We start from the raw sequence: 21,602 nt of genomic DNA on the forward strand, positions 1-21,602 counted from the left end.
GAAGATACGATGAATGTACTATATATTGAAAAAAAAATGAGTAAGGCTTCTCCGTTAATTTCACTTAGCCAAGATCTCATCAAGTTAGGCGCAAAGGTAAGTTTTATAGACTTTAGTGAATTATCTACAAAAGAGTTAATCTCTCATTTCTTAAAAGCTGATGTAGTTGTTTTACAGCACTACGGCAAACTGGGTGACTATGATAAACGACAGTTGGCCATTGCGCCCTTATTGGGAACACCTCTAATAAGAAACTGGGCGGGTACTGATGTGCTGAATGTTATCAAAAGTGATATAGTTAAAAGAGATGCGCAAGTTATTAATAAATTTGTATCTTTTAACGTAACAGATAGTCATAAAGGGTTAGTAGAAGAACTTTCAACAGCAAATATATTATGCGACTCTTTGCCAAAAATAATATATAATTTGAATCTACAAGCTAATATCCCTAAACACATAAGCAGTAGAACTATTCTTGCGTATTTACCCGCTGAGCGTCGAAATTTTTATGGAGCACAAATAATCAAAGGCTTGATTGAAAAATTTCACGACGTAAAATTTTCTATAATAGGAGATGATGAACACTATTTTTCTCACTTTGAAAATGTTATCAGTCATGGCTGGGTAACTAGCACTGAAATGGAGAGTATTTGGGACAATGTTGGCATTTTGATCAGAATTACTGAGCATGACGGTACGCCACGTATGATTTATGAAGCGTTAAGCCGCGGAAAGTATGTAATTCATAACAATAAAAATTTAGAAGCTATTTGGTATGCTGGAACTCAAAATGAGGTAGAGCAACAAGTTGAACGTTTTTTAGCGCTACAAAATACAAATACGGAAGGATTAGAATTTATTAATAAACATTTTGAAAGTAAACCAAACACTGTACATTTTTCATATTTATCAAACGCAAAGGTATCTTTTAAAACCAGGTTAGCAAGCGTCAAATTCATCCTACAGAGCTTATTTTCATGAGAACCTTTCTATATAGCTCAGTGATTTTTTCTTTTAATGGGTGCTTTAACATACTCAAAGCAATTAGCCACGATAAACAAAATAACAAAGCAGCAAAAGCCAACTGAATAACATCACTTGAAAAGTCTTTAAATAGATTATGACTTAGATTACAAATCATAAACGTAATTATTGCAATCCCTGCATTCAATCGATAAACAATGAATAATTGCAGAAATGACACTTTAAAAAACATTTTATATCGATATAGTAATAGAGTAGATCTGATAATAGCAAGTGGTATAAATGAAAGCACTAGCACATATAAACCAAATTTTACAAAAATCATTACAAAAGTAATTCGCATGAGTGTCATAATTACAGACACACTCAAAACATACTTTACATCTCCTACTGAATTTAACATTTGAATGCCTAAAACAGCTAGCCCATCTATTAAAAACAAGACACAACATACCTTAATTAAAGGGATAGCCACTTCCCATTGAGGCCCATATAACAAAAATATTATTTCTTCAGCGTATACATAAACAAAACCACAAAATGGCCATTGAAAAGCCAGCATATAATGAGTGATTTGATATACGTGTTTTTCAATACTGCCACTTTCGTTGTGTATTTTTGAAAGAAATGGTTGTATGACTGGAGCGATTACTCCTGTAATAAGCTTTGAAAAAAGGTTAATTGTTCCATTAGCTTTAGAGAGATATGCTACGTCTTCAACCGAAGAGTACTTACCTATCAAAAACTCAGGAACAACACTCCTTAGCTCGTCTAAGATATTCGCTCCACTCACAAAACCACTAAACTTAGCTATTACGACTATTTTTCTGAAATTTATCTTAAAGTATCGCCACGATGTATATTTAAATGTAAGTAACACAGTTGTTAACGTCCCAAAAACACTTGCTAAAGCTAAAACTTCAACCGTTTTATAGGTAATGATAAGAATTACTGAAGCAACTGTTGAAACGATTGAACTTAAAATATCTATAAACATTATTTTGTCAAATAACATATTCCGCCTTAACAGTGAAAGCGTAAACGTTCCAAAAGGAATAATAAGGAAATTAAATGCTAAAATTTGGGTCAGAACAACTATAGATTCTTGCTCAAAGAAAACCCCAATATAATTGGCTGATATAAAATAAATAAAAGCCAAGATCCAGCAAACAATAATAGAGATTGTAAAACATCCTTGTACTTTCTCATCAGTTATTTCTTTTTCTTTGACTAAATAAAGAGAAAGACCAAAGTCACGTAGAACCTGACCAACTGCAATACTACCTAATGCAAGAGAATATCCGCCTAAATCTTCTGGCGTAAGAATTCGAGATATAACCATTACAGAAATAAACTGCAACAGCATTGATGAGTATTTTCCTACAAAAGAAAAAAATAAAGAGCTATTTAAGGAGGCCATATAATACGTGTACCCATTAAAGAAATCGTTTTAATTATTATAAAGTTTGAAATCGCCTCAAAAAATAAAATAACTCGACCGTATATTTAGTTTAGGTATCAAAAAAATTGTATCATAATTATTTGAAATTTTTGTGCCTGTTATGATAGCCTGTCTAGCCAACTCACTCAATACATATTTTAATTGATCAAGCCGTTTAAAATAAAAATTAATAATGTAATACCCATCTTTTCTTACTAAGTATATGCCATAATTTTCCGCCACTACCAGATAAAAGCGAGTACTCATTCTACCTCTGTTTAAGAAAAATTCACTTTATAAGTTCCAGATTTTTATTTAATGCACCCGAAAAATTACTTATATTTAATTGATTAACGATCAGCTCATTGTTAAATGATTTGATAATAGTATTAGATATTTCTTGTGCTGAGTGGCATACATTAATCATACGCTCTATAGACAAAACATCGAATACAGGAAAACTAGGGTATTGCTTATTCCAATTATCAAGAACAATAACAGGCTTATTAAAGGATAGAGGCTCAAGTACATTATGATTCACCCCTACGTAACATACATCCGCATATGCGTAAAAGCTTTTTAATTCGCCAAAAGTATTAATAATTAATATTTGCGTATCGAAAGGACATAGATCATTCCACATACTCCTATACATAAATGTTAACTGTAAATCAATAATCTTATTGACCAACAATTCTAATTGATCACTTTTTTCTGGGTGGCGTGGAGCAATTATTAATTTTGTATTTGGGTTGCTAACAAGAACTTTAGTATAGGCATCCAAAACAATTTCATACTCCCATTCTTCAGTAACACAACCAGCTGTTACTATACGCTCTAAATTTTTACTAAAATAATCCAGAACATAGCTATCAATATTAAAATCGTTATTTATTACTGCATCAAACTTCATATTTCCAGTAACATGAATTTTATTGCTATCCCCTCCTTTTTCTATTAATAGTTGTTTTATTTTATCAGTTTGAACCGTTATAATCTCAAATGAATTTATATAATATTTTTGAAATAAAAACCGCTCAACTTTATCTTGCATGCAAGATGCAGCATACTCGTATAGCCAGCCATTAACTAAATATAATTTGATACCTTTTTCCTTTAATTTTCTAATTAAAGCATATGATAATCTACATGGAGCATCATTTGGAGAACAAGGTATTTCACATGCAATAAACAAAGTAGGGATATATTTTTTAATTAAATAATCAACTTCTTCAAGATTACCGCTAATATTAACTACATAGGCATTTGGAAATTCACGTTTAAAGGCTTCACTATAGCAGCCACGATCGGTGATAAATAATACATCTCTACTATCTATAAATTTAGTTAAGAATAATTTACAAGCATTAAACTCACCGATCGTTGAACAAAAAACCCACACACAACCATCTATAACATTTCCATTTTGGTTGTTTATTAAAATTTCGTCTTTGCCTACACCTCGTATTAAATTATTTGCCTTTACCATAAAAATATAGACATACCAAAAAAAGTGTTCTAATACCACTCTCAAAATTTTCATTCAAAATTGTCCTTACACAAAATCAAAACTTATATACAGCCTAACATCATTGCCATTTAATAACTTCACGTTTATTATAGAATGTAAAGATTCCGGAGCATTTTATGTTTACCACTCTTAATCACAAGTGCCTAAGTAGTATTTCAATTTTTTTCCTTATTTTTTCTGTCTTTTTCCCAACTAAACCTGCGGAATCGGCTACTATAATTAAATCAGCACCTTGGGTTGGCTACACGCTATCTGGAGCACCATGCAAAGGTAAAGATACTACTTTTGGTCCCTTTGACTATAGATACAGAGATAGAGTACCTGAAGCCATCAGCATGGTTGAAGGAGCTCACTTCAATGCAAAGGTTGAAAACCTAAAAGAAGGTGCTAAGCATAAATACAATCTTTATGGTGATATTGATTATACACTTAGAGCATTTCCTAATCATGCTAGAGCATTGTATACAGTCATACGGTTTCGCACATTAGATGGACCATATAATAAAAAACAATTACTTCTACAACCTGAGTGTTATTTAAATCGTGCTATCGGTTTTACACCTAACGACCCTACCATATATTCACTTTATGGAATATACCTTCATAAACTGGATAAATATGATGAAGCATTAGAAAAGTACCTTCATGCTGAAGAGCTAGCACCCAATGATATACAAACAAAGTATAATATCGGGCTTTTACTGTGCGACATGAAAAAATACAACGAAGCCAAAAAATACGCTATCGATGTTTATAATAAAAATTACCCGTTCAAAGGACTTAAAAACAGGCTCATAAGCGCTGGTTTCTGGTAATGTTAAATTATATTTCTTTGATTTATAAAAAGACGTAATAGAAATTTTTCAGGTACTTTATCCCAGGGTGTAAATCTAGCAAGTTGATATTTATCAGTTCTAGTAGAGGACACCCCCCAAGATGTACTTACAGCAGCTTTGAAACCACAATTTTTTACTATTTTTACATGGTTATTATTATAATCTTTGCTAGGCTGTCCATTGGGATATGCAAAAAATTTGACCGGACTACCTAATAATGATTCAAGATACTTCTTCCCATTGATAATTTCTTTTTCGGCATCTTGGGCATTCAATTTAGCAAGGATTGGGTGACTAAAGGTGTGCCCACCAATATCTATACCTGATTTATACATATTAACAACTTGTTGACTGGTCATCATTAAATTAGTGGGTAAAGAAGTAAGAGCTTGTGAAGTTACGCTAGATACATATTCATCTCTATTATTATCTATGTGTTTGATCTTTTTTAATATTTCATGCGCTATTTTTTGACGAGATTCATTTGTTGGCAACTCATATATATCAAGCCCTAACATCGTAAGATCTAAACTATTTCCACATAGCCTCACTGCCTCTATTACAGAATCATTCCACATGATACCTCCGTCAAGGAAAGCAGTTGACACGAATACCGTCGCTGGGATATCCCATTTTTTTAATATAGGTAAAGCATGTATTTCATTATCAGCATATCCATCATCGAACGTAACACAAACAGCATTATCAGGAAGCCGGTTGTCGTCCAACAGAGTAAGCGCATCATTTAATGATAATGGTTTCATATAGCGACTTAGTAATTCCATCTGCCAGTCAAACTGTTCAATGGTCGGCTCATCTGGCCTCATAAAATCAAAAGATGGTAAAACACGGTGATATATCAAAATTGATAATCTTTGTTTACTTCTAGTTCTCAATAAAATTGGCAGTACCGATTTCAAACCCAAACATATCATATGATTCAATGTGCAACCCCTTTATTTTCTTTTCGTACCTGTTGTTTTACTAGCCCTGTATTATTAACAACTTGATGCTTCAAAAGAAAAGCTAAAGCAATTATATGCCATGGTAAATCAAAATAGGACAAGCTTAAAAATGCTCCACCTGAACAATAAGCGATCAAACTAACCTGTAACATTTTTGCAAGCATCACTTGGTCTTTTCTTATAGAATTTTTACTCGCAATACTTATAACATCGCTTAAAAATTTCCAAGCTAGCATTAAAATTAGTATGAATAAAATCAATCCTATCCAGCCATGATCAGCCAGGACATTAAAATAAATACTATGTGCGACAACTACTAATTCAGCGTCTGGACTGTAAATTTCATATGTATTTGTAGACCATGAGTTAAAGCCACCACCTAATAGGCGATCATTGGCTATGTTAATACTATAAATCCAAGCGTTAATACGCCCCATTGCCGATTGATCTTCTTCATAATCTTGGATAGTATTCATCCGATCATGCCAAGTTTCTGGCATAAAGTTTAATCCAGCAATAGCAAGAAATATAATCAAAAAACCGGTTAATATTTTACTTTTACTTTTCAACCAGAAAAAAACAGCCACTGAAATGATCGATATAAATGCACCACGAGATTGGGAACCTAAAACCGCAACTAAACTTGAAAACATGCAACCTAATAGCCCATAACGGATCCACCTATTTTTTTCTTTTGAAAATAAATAATACATTAATGGTATTATCATTAAAGTCGATAAAGCTAACGCATTATTTTCTTCAATAAATGTTCCCGCTGGTCCCCACACACGGTAACCTCCACCGCTTATAATAGTAAAAACTCCACCTTTTATACTATAAAAACCGATAGAGAATACTATAACCCATATTAATTTGTTGATTTTTTCTTGAGTATTTATCAACATTAATGTTAGAAACGTTAATAATTGAATTTTTAATACTCGTATATAATAATCTTGGGCAAAATCTGGATAAATTGCGAAAAATGTTGTTAATGTCATCCATAGAAAAAAGAATATCCATGCTGTCATTAACCCATCTATTGGTATTTTTTGTAGATCTTTCCTATTAAAAAATATCGCTGCAAACAAAACGACAGCTATCACTTGAGCAAATGGCATATTGTACGCGAATCCATAAGCGAGACGATGTGGATTCATATAGCTAAGCCATGCCCACATCAAAATACCGATATATGGCCTTTTTAATATGAATGGTATACTTCCGAATACTATAAGTGCTATAAGGATATCGCGCATTTAATTATACTTTTTCTCTTATATTACTAATCACGGTAATTAATGATTAGTATTTTCTATTATTTTTTGAAATATCTTAAACTGGCCATCAGAGGTACTATCCCATGTGAATTTTTCAGCATGTAATCTTGTAGTAATTCTAGTTTTTGGTGCATTCAATACATCTACAATTCCATCTCTAATCCCTTCGATATTTCTCTCAACCAGTATCCCTGCATCAATTGAAGTAACTACTTCTGGTGTACCCCAAACTTTAGTTGCAACGACGGGCGTCCCACAAGACATAGACTCAAGCAATACATTGGCCCATCCTTCTCTACTTGAAGCTAGAACCATCAAATCTGCTAGCCCATAATACTCAATAAGAGCCTCTTGTTGTAATGCTCCCGTAAATAGTACTCTTTCTTCTAGTTCTAAATCTGTTACTAACCGCTTCAGAATCCTCAGATCAGGACCGTCACCGATGATGATAAGGGTTACGTCTTCTATTTCTGTGATTGCTTTTATGATCAAATGATGACCCTTACGCTCCACCAGCCCACCAACTGACAATATGACTTTTCCTATTAGTTCGTACTTTTCTTTCAGTTTTTTTTGTGCATTCTCATCAATGAATTTAAATTTCTCCACATCAACACCGTTACGCAGCACTGTAACTTTTTGTTCATCCGCTCCAATCGCCACCATTTCATCTTTTAGTGCTTGGCAAACTGCCATCATATGTTTTGATTTTGAAAATACATATTGAATAAGTTTTCTGGGAAAATAATCTTTCGGTATTAAATTAATATCCGTCCCGCGGGACGTACAAACAAAGGGGATCTTAATGAAAATATTAGCGACTGCTATTGCCACACCATCTGGATAAAAATAATGACCGTCAATTAAATCAAAAATCATACCCTTTTTTTCCAAACGTCTTATTGTCATCACTAATGTAAATGCCAAAAAAAATGGGGTTAATAACATTCCGATTTTTGGTATGACGATGTATTTAGGGTGGTAAATTTTAATTCCATTTCTAACTTCTTCTTCTGAGACCCCTTTAAATTTCTCATAGCCACCGACTCCTTTTACAAAAGAAGGCAACCATGGAACAGGCGCTATCACTGCTGATTCGATTTCTGAAAATTTTTCTCTTAATTTGCACAATCTATTTTCAACAAAAATACCATGTTTCTGATCCATATTATTTGGATACAATGTTGATATCGTTAGTATTTTCAATACTTTCCGCCTTCACATACTAATTAATAAAAACATATTATTTAATTTATTACTGCTTTTTCATTAATGCCGGATACACATCATTATAGTAATTTACACTGACCGGCCAGTTACGCTGCTCTTCAACATATTTTCGACCTTGTAGCTTGTAAGATGTCCAATCACTCTGCTGATCTAGCAGATCCAGCACAACACGGGCCAGGACCATTGGATCGCCCGCTTTAAACAAGCGGCCGGTTATACCATCCTTAATCAGCTCTTTATGTCCGCCTACATCAGACGCTATAACCAACTTACCTTGCGCCATGGCTTCCAATGGTTTCAATGGTGTTACTAATTCAGTAAGACGCATGGCTAAACGTGGATAAATAAGAATATCTACCAAGCTGTAGTATGACTGTACATCGGTATGCGGCACACGCCCGGTGGTTATTACAAAATCTTGCAGATTAAGGGCTTTGATTTTTTCGTGTATTAAATCATTTTGCAGACCGCCACCTACCAATAACAATCGTATATCCGCGTTATTTCGAATAATCTCAGGGAGAGCATCTAGCAGTAGTAGCAAGCCTTCATATGCATAAAAGGAACCGATAAACCCCAAGACTGTTTTACCTTGCAGGCCAAGTTCGTCAAGACGTGCAGTGTCCCGACATGTGATCACACTAAAGGTATCGATGTCCACAGCATTAGGTATAACGGTAATTTTATTATTTGGGATACCTCGTCCTTTTATATCTTTGCGCAAACCTTCACAAATGGTTGTGACCGCATCAGCATGTTTAAAGACATAGGTTTCCAATGCACGGCTCAGCTTATAGCGGATACCATCCTCTTTGCATGTACCGTGGTCGACAGCTGCATCTTCCCAAAAACCCCGGCATTCATAGACAACAGGTATTCCATATTTGCGTCCTGCGCGTAACGCCGCTAACCCCGTTAAGGCAGGTGAGTGCGCATGCAAGATGTCCGGCTTCGTTTTTTCTATAACTTCACCAACACGTTTTGTTAACTGATTAATAATCGCGAGTTGATTGAGAAACGGAAGTTTATCCATTATCGATAACTTAAGCGGTGTTCTATAAAAAAGAAACTCTTCTACTTTTTCTATGGGCGGCGATGCAACTGTGTGTTTACCTGAAGTAACATGTTCTGTTTCCCACCCCATTGCACGTTGCTGCTTTAAAATAGACCGCGTTCGGAATGTATAACCACTGTGTAATGGAATTGAATGATCTAGAATATGTAGTATTTTCACGTGTTATCTTTCCTTATCACTACATCAAGCCGCTGATTCAAGCTCACGCTCTAGAAAGGCATTAAACATCAACAGTGACCAAATAATCACACTATAATCACGGGCACCGCTCTGATGCTGCCTAATCACTTTTTCAATATATTCCATATTGAAAAAACCGCTTTGTCGTATGGTCTCACCGAGCAGGCTGAGATGGATTTTTTCCTTTAAAGGTCCACGAAACCACTTTGCCAACGGGACACCAAAGCCCATTTTATCCCGGTATAACACATCATTAGGCAGGTAAGGCTCAAGCGAGGATTTCAGAATATATTTTCCCTCTTGTCCTTTTAATTTGATGTTAGAAGGTAAGCCTGAGACCCACTCGATAAACTTGTGATCAAGCAAAGGGACACGAACTTCCAGTGCATGCGCCATACTGGCACGATCTACTTTTGTTAGGATATCGCCGACCAAGTAGGTTTTCATATCTAGGTACTGAATAAGTGATAAAGGGTCTTGGGTTGGTGATTTCGCTACATAATGATTAAAGACTTCAATTGATTTATAACCTTTCAAAGCAGCTTTTAGCTGGTCACTGAATAACAAATTACGTTGCTCTTCTGATAACAAAGAAACAGTATGCAGATAAGCCTCTACCGAGCTACGGGCTAGACCCTGGAATGTAGTTTTTGCTCTGAACACTCGCGGTGCCCAATCAGCCTTAGGGTAAAACTTACCTAATAACCCAAACACTGGCCTCCTGATGCTGAGAGGAATTGCCGCTCGTATTTTTTCTTCGTTCATATGCCAACGGTAGCGACGGTAACCAGCAAAATTCTCATCGCCACCATCGCCTGAAAGCGCTACGGTAACTTGGCTCTTTGCTAATTGGCATACGCGGTAAGTTGGTATGGCTGAACTATCTGCATAAGGCTCGTCATATAAATCGACCAGCGTATCCAGTAGGTCAAAGTCATCGCTGCTGACCAGCCCTTCATAGTGATCGGTTTTATACTGATTAGCGACCTGCTTAGCAAACTCAGTTTCGTTAAACTGCTTTACATCAAATCCAATGGCGCAGGTATGAACGGGTTTATCCTGTAACTGTGCCATCATGGCTACTATCGCGCTAGAATCGACACCGCCAGATAAAAAAGCACCTAAAGGCACATCTGCTACCATTCGGATCTTAACTGCTTCTCTCATGCGTTCAACAAGGTCTGCTTTTAAAGCTACTTCTGAGGTGTACTCGACTGGAATAAAAGGAATGTCCCAATACTCTTTGGACTGTGGAAGCACAGAGCCACTTTTAATAAGCAAAGTGTGACCTGGACGAAGCTTGTAAACCTGTTTGAAAATTGTTTTAGGCTCAGGGACATAGCCAAACGTAAAGTAATCTTCAATTGAGGTAGGATCAATCTCACGAGGAAGGTTGTCGAGCGTTTTCAGTGCTTTAAGCTCTGAGCTGAACGCGAAGATACCATCTGCTAATGCGGAATAATAGAGGGGTTTTATGCCTAAACGATCACGTGCAAGAAACAGGCTTTGTTGATTCCTATCCCAAATAGCAAACGCAAACATTCCTCTAAAACGCTCTACACAAGCCTCACCCCACTCTTCCCATGCATGCACTATGACTTCGGTATCGCAGTGTGTTTTAAAAACATGGCCACACGCTTTGAGCTCTTCAGACAATGAAGGAAAGTTATAAATCTCACCATTATAGGTGACGACAACAGAACCATCTTCATTGAACAACGGTTGTTGACCACTGGACAAATCTATAATGGAGAGTCGACGATGCCCAAGCCCGACTCCAGGCTCAATATGAATGCCCCCCTCATCTGGCCCACGATGATATTGGGTTTCGTTCATACGTGATATTAATTCACGCGTGAACTCTCTTTTGCCTGTTAAGTCAAAAACGCCGACGATTCCACACATCGATTATCAATATCCTTTTATATCACTCAGGCACAACGACTTAATCAGAATTACTGAAGTAACTCATCATAAACGGCCAAATAATTCGTTACAGTTACATCCCAATCGAACTGGTTATTCACTTTTTCTAATCCTGCCGTCCCCATTGCAGATAATTCTTCGGGGGCATCTATCAATCCCTGTAAAACTTTAGCCAACTCATCAACATCACCTACCGGCACTAAACAACCTGTGCGGTTATCATCAACCAATTCGGGGTTTCCGCCAACTCGCGTCGCAACAATCGGCAACCCGGTCGCCATTGCTTCAAGAACTGTATTTGAAATTCCCTCACCTAGTGAAGGCAGAACAAATATATTCATTGTTCTAAGCAAGTCAGGGATATCCTTCCTATCTCCAGACAACCATACCTTTGATTCTAGGCCTAATAAACTGACTCGCTCCTTTAGTGTTTGATAAAGAGGTCCATCCCCGACAATAACAAGGCGCAATTTATCGGATTTACTTATCTCTTTCTTCACTAAAACATTGAATGCGTTGATGAGAGATACCTGATCTTTTACTGCTGCTACTCGTCCTACTGTACCTATTATCAGGCAATCTTCATCAGCAAACTTCGGAGGTAATATATCCTTTCCCGTGTCGCCAAATGACTGATGGAAACGCGTTAAATCAACTCCGTTATACAATTGCCGGATCTTCTTTTTAGGCACCTTAACCGTTTCCAGTAACCAACCCTCAAGATCCTGGCTTACCGCAATATAACGATGAATCAGACAGCTCATCATTTTACGTAAACGGTTGTATTTTTTATTTTGCCCATGCAAGTCATAGATATCACGGCCATGCTCACCATGCACTCGTTTAACACCTGGCAATATCAATGTTAATACTTGCATCTCAAGCGCGGCCAGATTTCGCGTATGCACGATATCAGGCTTAAGCTTCCAAAGCAGTTTTTGAAGACGCCAATAAACACCCAGATCATGCCCTTCTTTTTTATTCAGCTCTATCACGCTTACATCGGGAGCGGCAATGCGGCTGGCAAAATCAGTAGCATGCGTCAGGCAGATAATCACATGCCTATATCTGTCAGCTGGCATGCGATTAATAATATTAACAAGCCCATTTTCCAAACCACCCGTTCCTAATGCATAGATGATGTGGACAACCAGCGCGGGCCTTTTACCTATAGCCATTACTGAGGACCGGCTGCTTTGTCGATACTTCTTTCTACATCAGGCATGATTTCGCTAATAAAATTTTGTAGAAGTGCTGCACGTTCAGTTTCCTTTAATTTTTCATCATAAGGAATAGCAACGATTATTTTCCCTGCATCTGAACGACTGAATGAAATTTTTGCCACACCTTCAAGCAACTTAGCCACATATTTATTGGCCGTATAATATTCACCTATACGGTACCACGACCACACCAGTAATTGGACATCGGGGCCTTTTATAAAAGTTTCGTCAACGTTAACCTGTTTGGAAGCAATATTTATATTCACCTTCTGTTGATGAATTATTCTCCAATCATCCAAATCAGGATCTAATAAGACATTTCTCCAGTTAATAAGTTCGGCACCTTGCTCTTGAGTAAAGTAATACTGCAAGTACAATCCAATATTTGTATCTTCTTTTCGAAAATACTGATTCAGTTTGTCTGCACCAACACTAACTGGTTCCCACTCCCAATGTCTGCTCTCTATCACTGTCCAGTTTTCAGAAGCAGTGACAGGTTCAATACCAGAAGTGGTTTGATTAACTTCCTGTTTCTCGATCTCATAAGCAAAAACTGGCCAAAATCCAATCAATACAATGGCTACAATACAGCTTTGTATCGCCTGCTTAAGACCACTAGTTTGTTTTGATTGCACTACCATTTGTTTTGAATTTGGTTTGTTGTCTATATCCTCATCTCTGAACCGGGAACCAATCATAATTAATATAAAAATCACAATACCGAAAAATACCCAACCATAAACAAGATGATCAACACCTGTTGCCACTGTCATATCGCTGACATGACCAAGCATTACAATTATATATGCCCTTAAACCATTAGCGATGATAGGTACAATAATGGAGAAGGCTATGAAAATGAGACGCTTTTTGAGACTTGTATAAGTAAGATAGGAATACAAGCAACCTAATGTAAGCGATGCAATCAGATAACGGATACCACTACAAGCCTCCACTACGGACCAGTTACCAGAGGGCAGAGTAAAAAAAAGCCCTTCCCTATATACAGGTATTCCTGTCAGTCTGACCATAGCAACCGTGAAATCAGCGGTAAACTCCATCATCGCGGGCACTAAATCTTCACCAAAAGGGATCATAAACAGGAGAAATGCTAACGGAAACGCAATCGCCCACGCGATCCTATTACCCAGAATGGCCCAAACACCCGATATAAATGCTGCCACCCATGCGAACTGCTGAACGACAAGTGCATCAACCAAATAGCCAAATAACCAAATAAAGCCGCAACCAGTAAGCGCAGTCATGCCTAACCATGAAGGTCTTGGCTGCTCGTATTGCAAATGCTCTCTTTTTTCCCATACTAACCAAATAGAAATAGGTAGTATTAAAAATGCATGTGTAAAGGTTTCCGAACGCATCCAAATAGACAGCATCGATCCAAGCGTTTCATAAAATAAGGCTGTATACAGCAACAGATAAATGACGACTACTGGCAGAAAATAGCGCCAACCCGTTTGTTTCGAAATATCCATGTTATTTTTGGCGGCCATTGTCATCGTTGTATTTCCTGATTATTGCTTTCCAGCAAATCTATTACGGTGGGGAGACTTTCAGCCCAATTAAAGTCATTTTCAACCCGCTGCCTGGCAGCTGTACCCATTTTATCGAATGAGTTATTTAGCACCTCATTCACTGCCTTAATATATTCATCGGCAGTGTCAGCGACGACTACCTCCAATCCATTTTCAGCATTTATACCTTCCAGACCCAGAGCACTGACAATGACAGTTTTTTCCATAGCCATCGCTTCTAAAACCTTATTCTGAATTCCTCGGGCAATCCTCATGGGAGCAACCGATGCACATGCATAGTGCAAATAGGGCCTTATATCTTCAACACGACCTGTCACTATGACGCCTTCAGTGAGGGCCAATTTAAGTACTTCATCATTAGGATTACTACCGACAATATAAAAATGTATAGCAGGATTTGTTTGCCGTAAACGAGGAAAAACCTCTTTAACAAACCAACTAACCGCATCAATATTAGGCCAATAATCCATGGCACCGGTAAAGACAAGAGGAATAATTGCAGTTGCGTAGGGGTTAGAATAGCTATCAGAGGCTGAAAAGTAATGACTATCTACGCCATTATTGTAGTAACCAATCTTATCCTGTGATGCTGGAAATTTAGTCCTGAACATCGCGGCTTCTGCCGACGAAACAAATAAACTTGCATCGAACGCTTCGACGGCCTGTTTTTCATACGCTAATAATGTGCGTGCTTCACGACGATAAACCCAGCTCATCGGCCAGCATTTCTTAGCTGAATATTGTTGCCATTTGTCTGAATCGATATCGACAATATCAATAATTTTTTTGCTCAACTTAAGGTTTTTATCTGCTAAAAACTGTGCCATAACAGAAGATACAATCATGGCCTTCTCAATTTTGTGCGTTTTAATAGTTGAACGCACCCATTTCTGTAATTCGTTACTCTGGTAGTAAGGTACAGAAAGTGCATCACCTGTAACAAAACCTTTGATGCATTTCAGCTTGGCTTTTAAGGGATCCAGCTTAACGAAAAACGTTTCTTCACAAATTCCCTCTAAGTCCGATACATATTTCCAATCCAATGGATCGTCAACGAATGCACCTAAACAAACCCGATAATGCTCTGTTAGAAATTTCAGTAAATGGTAAGCACGAATTTTATCTCCTTTATTAGGAGGATATGGAATTCGGTGGCATAGTAACAACATAGCAGGTTTCATCAACCTAAGCTCCTCGACAAAAGAGGGCCAAGTCTATTTGCTACAGGTAAAGGAAGCTTTTTCCATACATCAATAAAAAATTTATATTTTGGGTTATTAGGATTGAGTTCTGGTATGGCATCCGCTTTTACCAGGTAGTATTCATAATGCAAAGGTTCAGGCTCAAACCCCCAGCCTTTCTTAAACAAATAAGGTCCGGTATCCGCTTTGCTCCTGCCAAAATCAAAAAGCTTTATACCTTCTTCACTGGAACGTCGCATCAACTCCCAATACATAAAGTCATGCGCTTTATGTGACTTAGCGGACTCATAACTTCCTGCATAGTAAGGCAATACCTGATCTTTAAAGTAAAAACTCATCAAACCAGCAACATCCTGCCCTTCATGAGTAATCATCAGAACCCGACAATCACTCTTGAAGACTTCACGTAAAGTGCGAAAGTATTTCGCAGAAAAAACGGGAGTTCCTAAGTTTCGAACACTTTCAGCATAGGTGTTATAAACACGTTCCCAGCCATCGTCTGATTCACTTAACAATCCATTTTTAATTCCCTGACGAATCATCGCTCGACGTTTTCTGGGGATGGCGCTCATGTTAGCGTCATTGTCCTCAGAAATAGAACGTCGAAACGTATAATAAAGAGATTTTTCTGGCCAGTTTCTGCCGGAACATTTTGAGTTTCTTAACTCAAGAGAATCAACTTTTAGCCCATCAGCAAGCTTGCAGGCGGCCTCTATGAGGGCATCAGTTGCTTCTTTATTATCTGCAACAACACCACAGTAGACACAAAAGGGAAGCGACACTAAGTTATTACCAAATAACAGACTCTTAACCTGAGCTAAAGGCAAAATGCCCTCAATGAGCCCCTCTCTTTCTGCATAAAGAAAATGAACTTTATGTCCATAGGCCTCTTCAAGAACGATTTTCCAGCCTGCACGATGAAAAAAAGTGGAATCGTCGCTCTTCTCAACAAATGCATCCCATCTTGATGAATCATTATTTTTCAATTCCAAGACTGTGAGACTCATAGGTACTCCATTACAAAATTTTCTATTAGGTATTGTTACCTGGCACTACACATATTAATCAAAACCGAGAGTTCGATACTGAACAGATGGAATCACTAGCGTTTAGACACTTCATCGAGAAATATTTCATCCATCCGCCCCCACCTGAAATCTTGTAAGAGGCTTTCTAAACGGCCATGCATTTTGCCTAAATTAAGGTAGTGTCTGAATCGAGTCTTCAGCGAAATATTATCAATTTTTGGTTGATAAGGGTCAATTTCCCATGGATGAAAATAAAAATTACACGGCATCTTTTCATCTTTATTAACCTTCGTAAGAGCCCATTTAGTAAACTCATAAGGAAATAAACGAAACCAGCCCCCTCCCCCACAATTAATATTGCGAGAAAAAACAGGGATTGTTGTAACAGGAATTTCCAATAACCGACCACCCGCCGCTGGAAAAGCAAAACGAGATGAGTCAGGCATTCCATAATGGTCATGCCTAATCGGCACAATACTGGAACTGTACAAATGACCTTCGTCTGCAAGTATATCCAGTGCCCAAAGATTCTCTGCACAAATGGAATAACTCGGGGCTCGATACCCTTTTACAGCGCAACCCGCCACATCTTCGAGTATTGCTTTAGCACGTTTAATATCTTCTCTGAATTCATCTTTACTCTGGCTTGTAGCACGCTGATGATCCCAACCATGGCTGGCTATTTCATGCCCTTGCTCAATAATCCTTCCTATCATTGAAGGATAACGTTCAGCTAGCCAACCCAATGTAAAGAACGTCGCTTTAGTATTATGTGCTGCAAATAATGTCAGGATTCGATCTGTATTTTCCTCTACCCGGCTTGCATGGTTCGCCCAATCATTTCGAGTGATATGCTTTTCAAAAGCTGATACTTGAAAATAGTCTTCGACATCTACAGTCATCGCATTGATGACCGACCTATCAACTTCTGACATAAATAACACTCTATATTCAGGCACTTAGAAAATTAAAGTTTTTACACGGAGAAACGGCTATATACAACTAAGAAAGCCATAAACAAACCCAACCTATAGCTTGACCTAACAGATAGTTGAATCCAGTAATAAGGCTAATGAAGGATCACACTATGAAAATAAAAATTGCGCCATGATGAAAAAACCATCTGCATCTATAACTTTGTAGTAAATGATAATTGCATCCTATTTTCTTGATAGTCGTTGGCCAGATCGTCCGATTCACTATCAGTAAAGTAGTATGTAAACTTCAGGTTACTATTAACGCCTATCTTACGCGTTAACCCTAAATTATATTCATTCGTTTGTATCAACGCCTGAGACGGTCGAAATGCGTCAGCAATTCCAGTTCGCTCCTGCTGACTAAACGAATAACCGGCATCTACTGTCAGCCTGCTGGAAAGACGTCTGTCCACTGAAACATTGTACTCTTCCAATGTTTCATCTGCGCGACCATCTTCATATTTCTGAACCGAATGACTACCACCAATGGTTATGGAACTTCGCTTTCCCGTTAGGGTGTATGACAATTCAAATACTTCATTAATAAAAAGACCTTCTGTTATGTTAATAGTCGAATTAGCCAGCGATAATGGATCACCTGTAATAGGATCAATAGGATTGCCAAAAGCATCAGTTGTCTGAAAAGCACTTTGCTGACTTAGCAGCGTAGCTGAATCTGTAAGTTCTCTGGAGTAACTTGCAGTCAATAAGCTCCTACGACTCCGATGGCTAAAATCAAGAGTCGGTACGCTCCCAAAGAAACGATCACCATAACCTATATTCAATGATGTTCTGTTATTAGGTGTCCAAATCGCTGACATACTCCATTGAGAGCCGTCATTTACACTTCGCGTTGATTCAAAGTCATTCGACTCAACCCCAACCGAACTATTTACACTCCATGCTCGATTAAAGCGATAGCCCAAACTCACATCAGTTGAAAGCAACTCACTGCTTGTATTATCGCTGCCAGAATCTTTATAGTTTACCGATGCTCCCCACGTTAAACGTTGGAAATCATCTCCACTATTCACATCTAATTCAAAATTTTGGCTATCACTGTCACTGGTATTATTATTACTATTTAACTGATTGTTATAAGTATAACGGCCGACTACTTCTGCTATTCCTTTATAACGCTGAGTAATATAAGGGCTGATCTGATAATTATAGGTATTGGTTGTATTACCAGTATTACTTAGCGTATTTATGCCACTAGGCGTAAATGCATCAACTGAGTTCTGGATTATATTTATTGAAGCATCGACATAAAGAAAATCTTCCAGAAGCTCTGCATCAGCATTTGCACCTAAACGAGGGTTTATTGTATCCCCCTCTCCGTCTAGAGAGCTTGCTTCCAGTGAAGCGTTAAGACTAACATTCGCCCGTGCTCCGCTTCCTTGCAACGAAATACTTGGAGTGAACGTCGTAACAAACTCACTTGTTTTATTATCGTGCGTTAGATCAACATTATCGGTATATACCTCTGATACAGTCAGCGATTTGCTCACCTGCCAGTCTGCTGCAAAAACACTCGTCGTAGCAAAATGCCCACAAACAAAAACGCATAACACTAACTTTTTATCAAACTTGAGGTGCATTTAACTATCCTTTATTTTACAGCATCTTCTACTTTTGTCTCATGCCTGCCACCATAGCCATAGCCATAGCCATAGCCATAGCCATAACCGAAGCTTCCAGATGCCTTGAGCTGTGCCTTGTTCAATAGCATCCCTACAATGCTATCACTACTAAGGTGCTGCAAAGCTTCGACTACGGCATCCTGAGAAGTTTGTTCAGCAGCAACAACAAATACTATCTGTCCCATGAAGTTCGATAGCACTCTTGCCTCTGTTGTTAAAAGCAATGGCGGAGAGTCAAAGATAATAACTCGATCTGAATAACGTTGGGATATATCCAACATCAGCGCGCGCATACTCTCACTGGCTAATAACTCTGTCGATCGTTGATGTAAATTTCCGGCAGGTAAGATTCTAAGATTAGGAATATTTGTTTTTAGCACGACGTCTTGAAAGCGCATGCCTTTATTTTCAAGGAGATCTATCAAGCCAGGGGCTTTATCAGGAACGCCTAACAAACCACCAGCAGAGGCTTTAGAGACATCTGCATCGACAAAAAGTACCGACTTATCCTGCTCCATAGCGATACTCATGGCTAGATTTATGGCAGAAAAAGTTTTACCTTCTCCGGACAAAGCACTTGCGACCATCACAAGGTTTGCATGATCTACCTGTGACGCCCCTCCGCCTTGTAAGTTAAGTAATAACGGGCGCTTTATAGCACGATATTCTTCTGCTATAGCACTACGAGGCGCACTAGGGGTCACCATACCCAAAGCACTCAATCTTGCTAACGGTATATGAAGAGGATCCCCAGACAAAGCTCTGGAGTTATCGACTTGAGGTCTTGAAACACCTACCGCTAATTTACTTTGAGTAGTGACTGCTTCACTATCCTTGCCTGCTCTCTCAACACGGTTCTCAGCACTTTTCTCAGTGCGGCTTTTTACCTTATCAGCATGACTTTTAGGATCAAGCTTTTGTATTGCACGCTCTATAATACTCATACAAACACCATCCTAAAGTATCCATCTACCCCTGCAATAATGAAGTCCATGCCATGAAATACGTATATACCCACATAAACTACAAATAGACTAACCAGTAACGAAAAGAAGATCATATTTCCTCGTAACTTTCTGCGTTTATCTATAGGAGACTGAATTTTCATTACTGTACCCAGCACGGGCAAACCCGTTACTTGAGCTAATGTCGTACGATTGCTTATAACAGGATGAAATAGAGAAGTTAACAACGCACTACCTACGCCGCCCGCCATTGCGAGTATTAAAACTGCTGCATTCATCAGCGCCTTATTAGGCTCATTAGGTTTCTTAGGGACAAAAGGTGGATCAATAACGCGGAACTTCACATCATTGGCCTGCTGCCCAACATTCTCAGAGATCATAGCCGATTCGCGTCGACTTAATAAAGTTTTATGCTGCTGAGAAATAACACCATAATCACGATCAAGTTGCTGAAGCTCACTTTCGATTAATGGAATATTATCAACTTTTGCTTCTAACTCATTAACTCGTCTTTGATACTCTTCAACACGAGTACGCAGTTCTGCTTCATTCGCCTCAGTTTCCGCCAGCATACTTCTCATCTGCTGATAAACGGGGCTATCCAGCAAACCAGAGAACTGATCGGATATTGTATCCTTAACACGAGCTTCTTCGATTCTCTTTTTCGCTTTTAAAGCAGCAATCATATCGTTCGTCTGCACTACAACAGGATGCCGCCTTGTGTATTTCAATAATAAGCTATCAAGCGACCCCTCAAGAGAGGATATACGTCCTTCAAGCGCTCTTATCTCAGGAGAGCTTTCGATTTGACTCGCTAAAAACACAGGCTCTTCACCCTCAATCTGCCGCATTAACTCATCGCGACGATTGCGTAGTTCACGAAGCTGCAACTGCGCCATCCCCAACTGAGCTTTTTCAGCTTCTAGCCTCTGATAGTAACCACCGGTCTGCCCGGGCAAAACACCCACATTACGCTGTTTGAATTCAGCCAAACGCTTCTCTGCATCAACCAGGCGCTGCTCATAATCAGCTATCTGCTTATCTAAAAACTCCTGCGCACCCGAACTGTCTTTACGCTTATCGCCTAAGGCGTTTTCAACAAAAATAGTAATAAGCGACTGCACAACTTTTTTTGCAGTATCACGATTTTCGTGCTTAAACGAAACGGAATATAAAGAGGAATTTCTTCGGTCACCAGCCAATGTAATGGAGTTTGAGATTTCATCGAGTAACTTATCTTTATCCGAATCATTTTTAATATAAAGATCCATATCAGCCATACGCATCAACTTCTCTAAATTCGGACGACTAAGCAAAGTCCTGCTCATCAAAGCTATACGCTGATCAACATCAGGCTGAATAGCGAGCCCTCTCAATAAAGGCCGAAGAACAGTATTAGTATCAACGTGCATTCTAGCAGTTGCTAAATACTTCTCAGGTGTCAGGGATACAAAAAACCAGCCACCCATTGCTACAAGCCAAATAACGAGAAGACCAATCCAGCGATAACGCCAGATACCCCAGATATATTCAGATAACTGATTTAAAATTTCACGCATAAGT

17 protein-coding genes are annotated in these 21,602 nt (G+C 38.3%); 2 read left to right on the forward strand and 15 right to left on the reverse strand.

Annotated elements, in window-relative coordinates; translation table 11 throughout:
• Positions 1-9 precede the first annotated feature (9 nt).
• Positions 10-981: a glycosyltransferase family protein gene (locus tag BM099_RS03400; protein ID WP_090724470.1), complete on the forward strand. Its 972-nt coding sequence runs from the start codon at positions 10-12 to the stop codon at positions 979-981.
• Here the strand turns inward: BM099_RS03400 and BM099_RS03405 are convergent.
• Both BM099_RS03405 and BM099_RS03415 read right to left on the reverse strand, forming a co-directional pair.
• Positions 956-2,404 (reverse strand): oligosaccharide flippase family protein, encoded by a 1,449-nt coding sequence (locus tag BM099_RS03405; RefSeq protein WP_090724473.1) that lies wholly within the window; start codon positions 2,402-2,404, stop codon positions 956-958. The two genes, BM099_RS03400 and BM099_RS03405, sit on opposite strands and share 26 nt — an antisense overlap.
• A gap of 310 nt (positions 2,405-2,714) precedes the next feature.
• Positions 2,715-3,968, reverse strand: coding sequence for a 3-deoxy-D-manno-octulosonic acid transferase (locus BM099_RS03415; protein ID WP_090724477.1), 1,254 nt, complete (start codon positions 3,966-3,968; stop codon positions 2,715-2,717).
• A gap of 104 nt (positions 3,969-4,072) precedes the next feature.
• Here BM099_RS03415 and BM099_RS03420 point away from each other — a divergent pair, with 104 nt between their 5' ends.
• Entirely contained in the window at positions 4,073-4,771 is a 699-nt protein-coding gene (locus BM099_RS03420) for a tetratricopeptide repeat protein (protein WP_090724480.1), read from the forward strand.
• Positions 4,772-4,773: 2 nt separating this feature from the next.
• Here BM099_RS03420 and BM099_RS03425 read toward each other — a convergent pair whose 3' ends face one another.
• From BM099_RS03425 to BM099_RS03485, 13 genes are all read right to left on the reverse strand, one after another.
• Positions 4,774-5,727, reverse strand: coding sequence for a polysaccharide deacetylase family protein (locus BM099_RS03425; protein ID WP_090725238.1), 954 nt, complete (start codon positions 5,725-5,727; stop codon positions 4,774-4,776).
• A 5-nt stretch (positions 5,728-5,732) separates the two neighbouring features.
• Positions 5,733-7,016, reverse strand: coding sequence for a putative O-glycosylation ligase, exosortase A system-associated (locus tag BM099_RS03430; protein WP_090724482.1), 1,284 nt, complete (start codon positions 7,014-7,016; stop codon positions 5,733-5,735).
• A 39-nt stretch (positions 7,017-7,055) separates the two neighbouring features.
• A complete protein-coding gene (locus tag BM099_RS03435; protein WP_090724485.1) occupies positions 7,056-8,243 on the reverse strand; it encodes a glycosyltransferase in 1,188 nt (395 codons plus the stop codon).
• Between the two features lie 49 nt (positions 8,244-8,292).
• Positions 8,293-9,501, reverse strand: coding sequence for a TIGR04063 family PEP-CTERM/XrtA system glycosyltransferase (locus BM099_RS03440; protein ID WP_090724488.1), 1,209 nt, complete (start codon positions 9,499-9,501; stop codon positions 8,293-8,295).
• A 24-nt stretch (positions 9,502-9,525) separates the two neighbouring features.
• Complete coding sequence (locus BM099_RS03445; protein WP_090724490.1) at positions 9,526-11,427, reverse strand: XrtA/PEP-CTERM system amidotransferase; 1,902 nt, start codon at positions 11,425-11,427, stop codon at positions 9,526-9,528.
• A gap of 50 nt (positions 11,428-11,477) precedes the next feature.
• Complete coding sequence (locus BM099_RS03450; RefSeq protein WP_090724493.1) at positions 11,478-12,626, reverse strand: TIGR03088 family PEP-CTERM/XrtA system glycosyltransferase; 1,149 nt, start codon at positions 12,624-12,626, stop codon at positions 11,478-11,480.
• Positions 12,626-14,188: an exosortase A gene (xrtA, locus tag BM099_RS03455; protein ID WP_090724495.1), complete on the reverse strand. Its 1,563-nt coding sequence runs from the start codon at positions 14,186-14,188 to the stop codon at positions 12,626-12,628. The genes BM099_RS03450 and xrtA overlap by 1 nt, the downstream gene beginning before the upstream one ends.
• Positions 14,185-15,405 carry a TIGR03087 family PEP-CTERM/XrtA system glycosyltransferase gene (locus BM099_RS03460; protein WP_198064055.1) on the reverse strand — a complete coding sequence of 407 codons (1,221 nt, stop codon included), beginning with the start codon at positions 15,403-15,405 and terminating at the stop codon, positions 14,185-14,187. Before BM099_RS03460 ends, xrtA begins: the two co-directional genes overlap by 4 nt.
• A complete protein-coding gene (locus tag BM099_RS03465) occupies positions 15,405-16,433 on the reverse strand; it encodes a FemAB family XrtA/PEP-CTERM system-associated protein (protein ID WP_090724498.1) in 1,029 nt (342 codons plus the stop codon). Before BM099_RS03465 ends, BM099_RS03460 begins: the two co-directional genes overlap by 1 nt.
• Before the next feature lie 95 nt (positions 16,434-16,528).
• Positions 16,529-17,389, reverse strand: a complete 861-nt coding sequence (locus tag BM099_RS03470) for an XrtA system polysaccharide deacetylase (RefSeq protein WP_198064056.1) — start codon at positions 17,387-17,389, stop codon at positions 16,529-16,531.
• Positions 17,390-17,583: 194 nt separating this feature from the next.
• Positions 17,584-19,032, reverse strand: coding sequence for a TIGR03016 family PEP-CTERM system-associated outer membrane protein (locus BM099_RS03475; protein ID WP_090724501.1), 1,449 nt, complete (start codon positions 19,030-19,032; stop codon positions 17,584-17,586).
• A gap of 11 nt (positions 19,033-19,043) precedes the next feature.
• Positions 19,044-20,018 carry an XrtA-associated tyrosine autokinase gene (locus tag BM099_RS03480; RefSeq protein WP_090724504.1) on the reverse strand — a complete coding sequence of 325 codons (975 nt, stop codon included), beginning with the start codon at positions 20,016-20,018 and terminating at the stop codon, positions 19,044-19,046.
• Positions 20,015-21,598 (reverse strand): XrtA system polysaccharide chain length determinant, encoded by a 1,584-nt coding sequence (locus BM099_RS03485; RefSeq protein WP_090724507.1) that lies wholly within the window; start codon positions 21,596-21,598, stop codon positions 20,015-20,017. Before BM099_RS03485 ends, BM099_RS03480 begins: the two co-directional genes overlap by 4 nt.
• Between the last annotated feature and the right edge of the window lie 4 nt (positions 21,599-21,602).

The sequence above is a fragment of the Neptunomonas qingdaonensis genome, from assembly GCF_900113275.1.
Classification (GTDB): domain Bacteria; phylum Pseudomonadota; class Gammaproteobacteria; order Pseudomonadales; family Balneatricaceae; genus Neptunomonas; species Neptunomonas qingdaonensis.